This window comes from Streptomyces sp. NPDC049915 (assembly GCF_040656475.1).
GTDB lineage: Bacteria > Actinomycetota > Actinomycetes > Streptomycetales > Streptomycetaceae > Streptomyces.
This window is the reverse complement of the sequence record NZ_JBFAMH010000025.1, coordinates 111,404-121,876: the sequence shown is the minus strand read 5'-3', so window position 1 is coordinate 121,876 and position 10,473 is coordinate 111,404. Positions and strand designations below refer to the sequence as shown.

8 protein-coding genes and 1 pseudogene are annotated in these 10,473 nt (G+C 70.9%); 6 read left to right on the top strand and 3 right to left on the bottom strand.

The features are described from left to right. Both AB0J12_RS31830 and AB0J12_RS31825 read left to right on the top strand, forming a co-directional pair. Positions 1-1,033: pseudogene (locus tag AB0J12_RS31830) on the top strand (hypothetical protein); the annotation flags it as partial. Further along, positions 958-1,299, top strand: coding sequence for a hypothetical protein (locus AB0J12_RS31825; protein ID WP_363268036.1), 342 nt, complete (start codon positions 958-960; stop codon positions 1,297-1,299). The pseudogene AB0J12_RS31830 and the gene AB0J12_RS31825, both read left to right, overlap by 76 nt. Before the next feature lie 31 nt (positions 1,300-1,330). Here AB0J12_RS31825 and AB0J12_RS31820 read toward each other — a convergent pair whose 3' ends face one another. After that, entirely contained in the window at positions 1,331-1,972 is a 642-nt protein-coding gene (locus tag AB0J12_RS31820) for a hypothetical protein (RefSeq protein ID WP_363268035.1), read from the bottom strand. A 190-nt stretch (positions 1,973-2,162) separates the two neighbouring features. Here AB0J12_RS31820 and AB0J12_RS31815 point away from each other — a divergent pair, with 190 nt between their 5' ends. Next, positions 2,163-6,638: an FtsK/SpoIIIE domain-containing protein gene (locus AB0J12_RS31815; RefSeq protein ID WP_363268045.1), complete on the top strand. Its 4,476-nt coding sequence runs from the start codon at positions 2,163-2,165 to the stop codon at positions 6,636-6,638. Positions 6,639-6,780: 142 nt separating this feature from the next. Here the strand turns inward: AB0J12_RS31815 and AB0J12_RS31810 are convergent, their stop codons facing one another. Both AB0J12_RS31810 and AB0J12_RS31805 read right to left on the bottom strand, forming a co-directional pair. Beyond that, on the bottom strand, positions 6,781-7,065 hold the full coding sequence (locus AB0J12_RS31810; RefSeq protein WP_363268034.1) for a hypothetical protein: 285 nt from the start codon (positions 7,063-7,065) through the stop codon (positions 6,781-6,783). Between the two features lie 299 nt (positions 7,066-7,364). Next, complete coding sequence (locus tag AB0J12_RS31805; protein ID WP_363268033.1) at positions 7,365-7,625, bottom strand: WXG100 family type VII secretion target; 261 nt, start codon at positions 7,623-7,625, stop codon at positions 7,365-7,367. A 205-nt stretch (positions 7,626-7,830) separates the two neighbouring features. On the opposite strand from AB0J12_RS31805, the gene AB0J12_RS31800 reads away from it, so the two are divergent. From AB0J12_RS31800 to AB0J12_RS31790, 3 genes are read left to right on the top strand one after another with little or no spacing between them, the layout of a single operon-like run. After that, entirely contained in the window at positions 7,831-8,091 is a 261-nt protein-coding gene (locus AB0J12_RS31800) for a hypothetical protein (RefSeq protein WP_363268032.1), read from the top strand. Between the two features lie 35 nt (positions 8,092-8,126). Continuing rightward, a complete protein-coding gene (locus tag AB0J12_RS31795; RefSeq protein ID WP_363268031.1) occupies positions 8,127-8,966 on the top strand; it encodes a hypothetical protein in 840 nt (279 codons plus the stop codon). A gap of 19 nt (positions 8,967-8,985) precedes the next feature. Next, positions 8,986-10,431 (top strand): PE-PGRS family protein, encoded by a 1,446-nt coding sequence (locus tag AB0J12_RS31790; RefSeq protein WP_363268030.1) that lies wholly within the window; start codon positions 8,986-8,988, stop codon positions 10,429-10,431. The last annotated feature ends 42 nt before the right edge of the window (positions 10,432-10,473 follow it).

Genomic DNA, 10,473 nt, shown 5'->3' with positions numbered 1-10,473 from the left:
GCACCGGCACAGGGCGCCCCTCGTCGGAAACGGGCGGCCGGACCGAGGACGGACACCCCCCACCCCGGCCCCGACCCACAACGAACCGCAGGCGCGACAGCAACCGGCCACCGGACAGCAACGGGCCGCCGCAGGCATTCAAGGGGCGCGGGGAACTGCGCGAGCAACCACAACGCACGCGCACACGAACGACGACCTCACCCCACCCAAGCCGCCGCCAGGCACCCGCCCAACCGCCAAGCAGCCGGACGCCCGCCCGGCCCCTTCCCGCATCGCCGGCCTGCTCGCTCCCGGCGGCGCGGCCGCCCTCGTCTCCGGGGGCTGGCTGCCGGGCGCGCTGGTGGAGCAGGTGAGCCGGACTGCGGTGCGGCTGCTGAACCTGGAGACGGAGGCGGGGGAGGGCAGCGGAGTTCCGGACGGCGCGTCGGCGGGCGGCTCGGTGCCGATCGCGGAGGGCGCGATGCCGGCGAACTCCGGTCCCGTCAGCTTCAGCAGCCCGGCGGTCGTGGGACGGTTCGGCCCGCCGCCGGTCATGCCGGCACCGGGGGTGGAGGAGACGCCCCCCGAGCGGCGGGCGGACGCGATCCCGTCACCGACGCCGGCCGTGGACGCCGTACGGCCGACGGGGGAGCAGCCGGAGCGCGGTGAGGCGGCGCGGTCGGCCCTCGCCCCGGAGACCGGGACCGGGACCGGGACGGCCGCCCCGTCGCCCGCCGGCAAGCTGTCCCTCACCGTCGCCGCGGTGGCCGTTCCGGGGGAGGGCGGGCGGGGCCGGCGGCTGAGTTGCTCGGTGGCGCTGGCGCTGGCGGGGGCGTTGGCCGTGGTGACCGTGGGATCGGCGTTCCTGTTCGACCTCGTGCCGGACAGCGGTGGCGGCGGCGCCGGCAGCGCGCCCTCCGGCCGGGCACAGTTCCGCCCCGGCCGGCACCGCCCCCGGCGTCGCCGAGGACGGTGCCGGTGCGCTATGTCGGCACCTGGGAAGGGCAGGCCACCGCGCTCGACGGCACGCTGCCGCTCGGCACGTTCCGGCTGACCGTCCACCGGGCCGAGGTGGGCGAGGAGGTGGGCACGCTGCGGCAGACGGACCAGCTCGGCGGCCACTGCGACGGCATCCTGACGCTGCGCCGGGTGACGCGGAAGGAACTGGTGGCCACGTCGGTGGGGGCGAAGGGCAACCACGAGGGCTGCAACCCGGCCGCACACCCCGTGCGCCTCACCCCCGTCGGCGACGACCTGACGTACACCTCGGAGAGCGACGAGGAGGGCAGACCACAGGCGCGGTTGTCGCGGGTCGGGTAGGTGGCGGCGAACGGCGACCGGCTGTTGCGGTTCAAGACGCCGTGCCTGCAGGGGAGTCGGCGGGACCGGCAGCCTGCGCTGTGTCGTCGGTGCGGCGCACCCGCCGGGCGAAGAGCCCAATCAGCAGCGCGACGACCGCGAGGGTGGCGGCCGTCCCCACGGCCCACAGGAACGGGTAGGCGTCGTGGACCCAGCAGGGGCCGCCCCGCGCGTGGCAGCTGCCGTTCCAGTCCCGGCGGTGCCGGGGCCGCAAGGTCGCCGCGATGATCCCGGCGAGCAGCCACCCGCCCGCGAGCCCGGGCAGTGCGGCGAGCACCCGGGCAAGTGCCGTCAGCCGGCTCTTCTTCCAGTCCATCCGGGTCAGCGGTGCCACGAAGGCGAGGAAGACGGGCGGTACCAGCGCTCCGACGCATCCGGCGAAGGCGTACGCGCCTCCCGGCCAGGCGGGCGCGAGGCCGGCCCAGATGTCCCGGCCCCAGACCGTGTCCAGGTAGAGCACCGGCGCGAGGAGGGCGAGGAACGCCACCGGGATCGTCACACAGCCGAGCAGCCACCCCCGGTCCCGCTTTCCGGTGTTCGCGTCGCCCGCCGGCCGTCCCGGCCGGTGCTCGTAACGCAGGCCGCCGCGCGCCGCCTTGCCCCGCTTCGGCCGCGCGGACCCCGATGCCTTCACGCCCCCGTCACTCCCGCCGGCTCCCGTTGTCACTACTGTGTCTGCGATAGCGAACGACGAGGACCCCACCACATCGCTCCCCCACCGCGCAACGCATCACGCCGGGAGCGACGACGTGCGGGAACCGGCAACCGGCTCGTGACGATGGAGACGGACCCGGCCCCAGGGTCCGACGGGGAGGATGACGACCATGCAGATGCTGGTCACGGTCGTGCGTGAGGGCGGTGAGCCGCAGGACGTCGTTGTCGACACGGATGACACGGCCACGGCCGGCGACGTCGCCGAGGCACTGTCGACGGCCACCGGCGCGACCGTCGTGGCGCACGGCGGCACGACCGGCAACGTGGTGCCCCTGCACCCGACGCCGACGGCAGGCATGCCGGGCTATGGGACGGCGGTGGCCACGGCGCCGGTGCTGTGGGCCGACGGTGTGCCGTGCGATCCCGCGGCGCCCGCGACCACCGTGCTGCGCGACGGCATGCGGGTCTCGGTGGACGACTCCATAGGGCCGCTGCTGCGCAAGGGGGAGCCGGTCGGTCAGTACGAACTGCGGGTGGCCGGCGGTCCGGGTTCGGGCCGCGTGGTCCGGCTCGGTGTCGGCGCCGCCACCGCCGGCGCGGCCCCGACCTGTTCGCTGCCTCTGCCGGACGCCTCGCTGCCGCAGGTCGCGCTCCGCCTCACGATCGACCTGCAGGGCAACGCCAGGCTCGCGCCGGAGGACGAGGCGCAGGTCCGGCTCGGCGACGAGACGGTGACCGGGCAGACCACGTGGCCGCTCGGCGGCGACGTACGGGTCGGTGACTCGCTCCTGGTCCTGGACAGGGTGGTCGAACCCGACGCGCATCTGTCCCCGATGAGCGAGGGCGGCCTCGCCTACAACCGTCCACCGCGGCTCTCCCCGCTGCGCCCCCGGCGCCGGCTCGTCGTGCCGGTACCGCCCAGCAAGGGCGAGCGGGCCCGGTTCCAGTTCATCATGGCGTTCATGCCCCTGCTGTTCGGCGTGGGCATGTACTTCCTCACCAAGCAGATCTACATGCTGCTGTTCTGCCTGATGAGCCCGATGATGATGCTGGGGCAGTGGCTCAGCGAGAACCGTGAGGGGAAGAAGAAGCACAAGACCTCCCTCAAGCAGTACAAGAAGGACCTCGCCGAGCACCAGGCCGAGCTGGCCGTCGTCGCCAGGGACGAGCAGCGCGCCCGCCGCGAGGACAACCCCGACCCGGCCGAGATCCTGCTCTTCGCGACCGGGCCGCGCCGCCGTCTGTGGGAGCGCCGGCTGACCGACCCGGACGCCATGCAACTGCGCGTCGGCGTGGGCGGCCTGCCGTCCGATGTCGAACTGGTCCTGGGCCGCGGCGGTTCGGGCTACGACGAGGATCGCCCGGAGCCACCCCTGCTGACCGATGTGCCCGTCACCCTGCCCTTCAGCAAGCTCGGGGTGGTCGGTGTCGCCGGTGACCGGGAGCGTGCGATGGCCACCGCCCGTTGGCTGAGCGTGCAGGCCGCGGTGCTGCACAGCCCTCGGGACCTGTCCTTCGTCTCGCTCGCCGCCACCCCGGCCGCCGGCGCCGAGTGGCACTGGGTGCATTGGCTGCCGCACACCAGCCCCGAACAGGGGCAGGACTGCATCGCACTGGTCGGCTTCGACTCCGAGGGCATCACCCGTCGGGTCAACGAGCTGCTCAACGAGCTGGCCCGGCGCAAGGCGGCCCGCGAGCAGAACAGCATGACGGGCCAGCTGTACCCGGACCCCACCGTCCTGCTGGTCCTCGACGGCGCTCGCCTGCTGCGCCGCGTCCCCGGCGTTCCCCAACTCCTCACCGAGGGACCGCAGTACGGCATCCTCGCCCTGTGCATCGACGAGGACGAGCGCCTGCTGCCCGAGGAGTGCAAGGCGGTCATCGCCTGGTCGCCGGACGCCGCCCACCACGTCCGGGTCCGCGGCTACGGCCTGGAATCCGCCGGTGAGGTGCTCGCCGACCAGGTCAGCTACGAGTGGTGCGAGCTGCTCGCCCGCTCCCTCGCGCCCGTCCGTGACGTCAGCCGGGACGACGCCGACGCCGCCCTGCCCACCTCGGCGCGGCTGCTGAACCTGCTGAACATGCCCAATCCGACGGGCGTCGACGTGGAGCGCATCTGGCGGGCGAGCGGCTCGACGACGTCCGCGCCGATCGGTATCGCCGCCGACGGCCCGTTCGTGCTCGACATCCGCAGGGACGGTCCGCACGCGCTGGTCGCCGGTACCACCGGTGCCGGTAAGTCCGAGCTGCTCCAGACGATCATCGCCTCGCTGGCGGTGGCCAACCGCCCGGACGCGCTGAACTACGTCCTCATCGACTACAAGGGCGGCAGCGCCTTCATGGACTGCGCCCGGCTGCCGCACACCGTCGGCATGGTCAGTGACCTCGACGCCCACCTCACCGAGCGGGCCCTGGCCTCCCTGGCGGCCGAACTGCACCGCCGCGAGCGGATCCTGTTCGACGCGGCCGCCAAGGACATCGAGGACTACAACGACACCCGCAAGCTCCGCCCCGAGCTGGAGCCGATGCCCCGACTGGTGCTGGTGATCGACGAGTTCGCGTCCCTGGTCGCCGAACTTCCCGACTTCATCGCCGGTCTGGTCGACATCGCCCGCCGGGGCCGCTCGCTGGGCGTGCACCTGATCCTGGCCACGCAGCGCCCGGCGGGTGTGGTCAGCGCCGACATCCGCGCCAACACCAACCTGCGGATCGCGCTGCGCGTGACGGACGCCTCCGAGTCGATGGACGTCATCGACGCCCCCGACTCGGGCGCGATCGCGAAGTCCACGCCCGGCCGCATGTACGTACGCTCCGGCGCCCAGTCCCTCGTCGGCGTGCAGTCCGCCCGTATCGGTGGCCGTCGCCCGGCCACCGGCCAGACCGGCCCCAAGGCCACCCTGACGGCGCTGGCCTGGAACTCCTACGCCCGCCCGCTGCCCAGACGGCAGGAGGCCGAGGACGACGGCACGATGGTGACCGACCTGGCCGTTCTGGTGGACGCGGTGCGCGAAGGGTCCGAGCGGATGGGCTTCGGCCGGCAGCGCAGCCCGTGGCTGGAGCCGCTGGCCGAGCAGGTCACGCTGGACCAGCTCACGGAGTACGGCGACGCCCCGCAGAGTGGTGCGGACGTCGCGCCGATCCCGTACGGACTGGTCGACCTGCCCGCCCGCCAGAGCCGTAAGCCGCTCTCCCTCGACCTGGTGCACGGCGAGCACACCCTGCTGCTGGGCGGCGCCCGCTCCGGCCGCTCCACCGCTCTGCGCACGCTGGCCGGCTCGCTGGCCCGTTCCACGTCCCCGCACGAGGTGCACGTCTACGGCATCGACTGCGGCTCCAACGCCCTGCTGCCGCTGATGCGGCTGCCGCACGTCGGCGCGATCGTCACGCGTGACGAGCCGGACCGGGTGCGCCGCCTGATCGAACGCCTGCTGGCCGAGATCGCGCGCCGTCAGCAGATGCTGGCGATGGAGGGCGCGTCCAGCGCGGCCGAACAGCGCGCGAGCGCCTCCCCGGAGGAGCGTCTGCCCTGGATGGTCCTGCTGCTGGACAGCTGGGAGGGCTTCGCGTCCACCTTCGAGAGCTACAACTACGGGCAGTTGCTCGAGTCGGCCCAGCGGATCTTCCGTGAAGGTTCGGCGGTGGGTCTCAAGGTGGTCATGACGGCCGACCGCAGCGGTCTGAGCGGCCATGTCTCCTCGGCGTTCGCGGACCGCCTGGTGATGCGTTTCGCCGACCCGAACGACTACTCCACGGCCGGCCTGCAAGCCCGCGAGGTGCCGAAGAACATGCCGCCCGGCCGCGCCCTGCGCCTCACCGACACGGGAGTGGACGAGACGCAGATCGGGCTGCTCACCGAGGACCCGGCGGGGCAGGCGCAGGTCCGTGCGCTGCGCGAGATCGCCGAGGAGGCGCGGAGCCGTTACGGCCGTATCCCGGCGGGCCGCCGCCCGCTGCGTGTGGACGCGCTGCCGACCCGGATCACGGCCACCGAAGCGCTGGCGCTGGACCCGGAGTTCGCCCCGTCGTCCCCGCTCTGGGCGCTGATCGGCGTCGGTGGAGACGAGCTGCACCCCATCGGCATCGACCTGGAGGAGAACGGCCCCGGCTTCGTCATCGCGGGCCCGCCCAAGTCCGGCCGCTCCACGATCCTGCTGGCCGCGACGGAGTCGCTGCTGCGCTCCGGCACGCCGGTCGTCCTGGTCACCCCGCGCCGCTCGCCGCTGCGCGACCTGGAGGGCCGGGACGGGGTGCTCGGCGTACTGAACGCCGACAGCCGCGAGGACGACCTCGAGGAGTTGGTGGACAAGACCCCGAACGGCTCGTACGTCGTCATCGCCGACGACGCCGAACTCCTCTACGACACACGCCTGGACGAGGCGTTGGAGACGGTCGTGCGCAAGGGCGCCGACGGTGGCATCGGCCTCATCGCGGCCGGCACGACGGACAGCCTGTCGGGCCAGTACCGCGGCTTCGCGGTCGAGGCCCGCAAGTCCCGCAACGGCCTGCTGCTGACGCCCCAGACCCCGTCCGAGGGTGAACTCTTCGGCATCCGCCTCCCTGCGAACAGCGGCGGCGGCCCGGCCGGCAGCGGCCTCTTCATCGCAGGCGGCACCTACATGCCGGTACAGGGCGTGATGAACGGCTGAGTACCGCACCGCATGACAACCGCGGGTCCCTGCTTTTACGAGTGGGGCCCGCGTTCTTTTGACCGGAAAAGGTCAGGGCTCGTCAGCCAGACCTTCGCGGAGGTGTCTTCCTCAGGGGCGGCCGGGCCGGGGTGGGCGGGGCTCAGGAAGCCAGGTCCTGAGGATCCACCGTCGGGCGGAGCACAGCCGCGACCGTTGCGGAGAGGAGGCAGAGGGCGAGTGCCGAGGTGCCCTCACGGGTGTCGGGATACATGCCGGCGTAGTCCGAAAGCTTGACCTCGGTGCCCCGTTCGGGGCCTTGGGCGAAGCGGACCTTGACGTACTTCGGCTTGTTGTCGACGCCGATGACCTCGGCAACGGTGGTGACTCCGCGGGAGCACAGATCCTCGAGCAACGAGTTGGCCGGTAGGCAAAGGGAACGGGCCATGCCCGCACAGATTGAGGGCGACGGTGAACGCGCCCAGAATCACGCGCGCGGCAGCTGATACTCAGCCACGGGCCGACGCCCGCGCTTCTTCTTATCCATTGCAGATCAGCACCCACGTCACGAGAACCGTCCAGCCACCGTTTCCTTCACACCTCGCGGAGGCGCTGAGGCGCAGGCGGACAGACTGCGGAAGTCGGTGCCCGCCTCGCCGCAAATGCCGCCGGGGCACCCCGTGCGGAGGTCATGTGACCTCCGCGGGATGCCCCGGACGGGTGCAACATCCGCTGGACCGCCTGGGATCAGGTGGCGCGCTCGATGTTGTCGGCGCTGGTGTTGGCGGACTTGCTCGCGTCGTTCAGCGTGTCGACCCACTTCTCGAAGGTCGGCTTCACGTCGTGCCAGTCATCGCGGAACCGGTCGGCCTTCGGGCCCTTCCAGTAGCCCGTGCTGTCCGAGGTCGCCGCCTGCAGGTCCTTGATGAGGGCCTGCAGGTCGTGCGCCTTGCGCGCGTACAGCTTGGACAAGTCCCGGAGCCGCCCGAGATCTGCACCGCGATCCATAGCGATCCTCCCCGTGTAGTTCTGAAGCAAAGCGGACTACCCGTTTGCACCAGGGGACGCTACCGCACCATCCGTAGTTCCCGTCCAGCTCTGCCGGAGATCGGAATATCGTGTGAACGAATGGTGTGGACGGGGCAGGGGCAAACCGGGCGCGATGTGCTACGTCGGTATGCTGAGGCTGTCTGGAACACCGGGGGAGACTGTCATGGCAAATCCTGACATTCAGCAACTCAACCACCGTGCCGGTCAGTTGAGGTCACTCGCCGACCACATCGACTCGATCGTCGACGCCGCGAAGAACCACAGCACCACCGGAATGAAGACCTGGTCGGGTCCGAACGCGGACGAGGTGCGGGGCAAGCTCAAGACGTGGCACACCACCTGCGCCTCCGTCGCCAAGGCACTGCGTGACGAGGCGCACCAGTGCACTCAGGACGCCAAGGACCTGCAGGACAAGAAGAAGTAGGCGGAGCGCCCGCTCCACGAGAGGAACCACGACCAGTGCCTTCGTACGACAGCTCCCGTGCCCGTTTCCGGCTGGCCGACCGGCACATCGCCGTATTCGCCCACCTCCTGGACGGCGAGACGCCGCCCGAGCAGCTGTGGGAGTCGCTGGTCGAGCTGCAGCGCATCGGTCTGGTGGGCGAGGAAGGCGAACTCGCGCCGCTGCTGCGCGACCTGCTCGGCGCGCTGGCGGATCCGATGCTGCTGATCCAGGTCGAGGTCACCGGCGAGCACGGGCCCGTCAACCACGGTGTGGTCGTCGGCCAGGAGGCGGTGTTCTCGCACGACGGCTGGCCGGGCGAGGAGGAGTCCGAGTACGTCTCCATCGAGCCCAACACGCTGGTGTGGGAGCTGGCCCGCAAGGTCAACCTGCACCGCGGTGACAAGCCCGAGGAGGGGGCCGAGGAGGTCCGTCTCGCGACGAGGATGGCGGCACTCGACGCGGCGTTCGTCGCTCTGGAGGAGCCGGGCGCGGACGACGACGCGACGCGGGAGAGCGTCCGCAAGGCACTCGTGGAGGCGGACCCCGCGCTGCAGGACCCGGACCTGAGCCGGTTCCTTGAACTGGTCGTCTCGCTGAACGCCACCTGGCGCATCACGACGGCCTGGGACGGCCGGCACGAGGGCCAGGAGTCCACGATGATCCGTGCCCTCGCCGTCTGGGACTGCGGCCCCCTCGGCTACTGGATCCGCGAACAGCCCGAGGAGCCCATCATGCCGGGCCAAGTGGGCCCCGACACCGCGCTGGTCCTGGCGAAGTCCACGGCGGGCGAGGTCTGGGAGAAGATCACGGACCTGCTTCCGGACAAGGAAGAGTTGAACATCCGCGGCGAGTGAAGCGGAGTTTCCTGCGGCTATGAGAAACGTAAACCCGGACGACCTGGATCGCCTCGCCAATCTGCTGGATGGCCGCGGCGGGGTGCAGCACAAGCTGGACGAGGCGTTCAGCAGGGCCTCACAGTTGGGGGTCGGTTCCAAGCTGACCGCTCTGAAGCCCATGCGCAGCTGGGTCTCCGACGCGGCACCGGACCTGCGCAGGCGGTCCGCCATCGCCCGCCTGGAGGACGGAGACCTGGAAGCGGGCCTGCACTGGGCGGGATTCGATCCCAAGGACATCATCAAGGCCGGCATCTATCTCAAGGCCCCAGGCGTGCTGCTCATCGCCAACGCCATGGCTACCAGCGGTGATGCAAAAGCAGAGGCCTTCCGGCGCCGGTCGCGGGAGTCCCTCGACGATTGGGTCGACCGACTGAGGGCTCACGGCATCGCCCAGATTCCGGCGCTCAAGCCGTACGAGAAGGAAATCGCCGAGATTCTTGGCGACGTCGGAGATGTGACGTCGACGATCGGCCACGGCGGAACGGCCGCGTTCCATGCCGTGAACCTCACCAAGGTGCTTGTGGGGAACTCCCTGGCGCAGGGGTTCCTCAAGACGAAGAAGCTCAAGGCGGCCGCGTTCCTGCGCTGGCTGCCCATGCGCTACAGCTGGATGCCGGCCCGAGTCGGCGTCTGGGGGCGCTCCCTGCAGCAGTTCAGCCCTGTCATCCGATCACTCTCGGCCCCCGGGCAGTGGCTGCCGAGCAGGCTCGGGGCGCTGGCGTCGGGCAGTGCCACATTTCAGCGGGCCAGTGGTCTGCCCATTCTCGGCACTCGCATCAACCAGGAGATCGGGGCCGGGTTCGATGGACTGATGCGCAGCGGCATGATGACCAATCGGCTCGTCGGCAGGTTCAGCGCCGCCGACATGGTGACCGCACTCGTGGGCTCCGACAAGATCGCCAAGATGTACGGTGGGCTGACCCACTCAGGTCAGATTCCCGGACGTGCCGCCCAGGCCAGCCTCTGGAAGGTCACGAGGAACGTCTCTGCCGACCAACGCCTCTTCGGCACCGGGCGCCTCGCCGCGATGGGGAGGGGACTGAAGTTCGCGGGCAAAGCGGGCGGACTGCTGCGCGGTGTCGGAATCGTGGGTGGGGTCGCCTCGACCGGATACAGCATCGCCAACGTCGTCGCACAGGGGAACCCGGCCGCTGCCTTCAAAAAGAAGGGCGCAGGTTATGTGGCCGACGTCGCCGAGATCGGGTTCAACGCGTCGCTGACCGCTGCCACGGTGGCACCCAACCCCTTCACGATCGGTGCGGTGGCGGTCACGGGCGCCGTATACGCGGGCGCCAAGGTTGTTGAGCACTGGGACGACATCAAGAAGGGCGCCGGGAAGGCCGCCGACTGGGCCGGTGACAAAGCGAAGGATCTCGGGAAGAGCATCGCAAAATCCAAAGCCAACCCGATGAACTGGTTCTAGCCGATTGCCGGTCCATCGCCTGCTGCAGGCGCCAAGGAAAGA

What these genes read in the sequence shown, in the direction of transcription:
- AB0J12_RS31815 (WP_363268045.1), top strand. Translation starts at nt 2,163, where the DNA reads ATGCAGATGCTGGTCACGGTCGTGCGTGAGGGCGGTGAGCCGCAGGAC.
- AB0J12_RS31800 (WP_363268032.1), top strand. Translation starts at nt 7,831, where the DNA reads ATGGCAAATCCTGACATTCAGCAACTCAACCACCGTGCCGGTCAGTTG.
- AB0J12_RS31790 (WP_363268030.1), top strand. Translation starts at nt 8,986, where the DNA reads ATGAGAAACGTAAACCCGGACGACCTGGATCGCCTCGCCAATCTGCTG.
- AB0J12_RS31810 (WP_363268034.1), bottom strand. Translation starts at nt 7,065, where the DNA reads ATGGCCCGTTCCCTTTGCCTACCGGCCAACTCGTTGCTCGAGGATCTG.
- AB0J12_RS31805 (WP_363268033.1), bottom strand. Translation starts at nt 7,625, where the DNA reads ATGGATCGCGGTGCAGATCTCGGGCGGCTCCGGGACTTGTCCAAGCTG.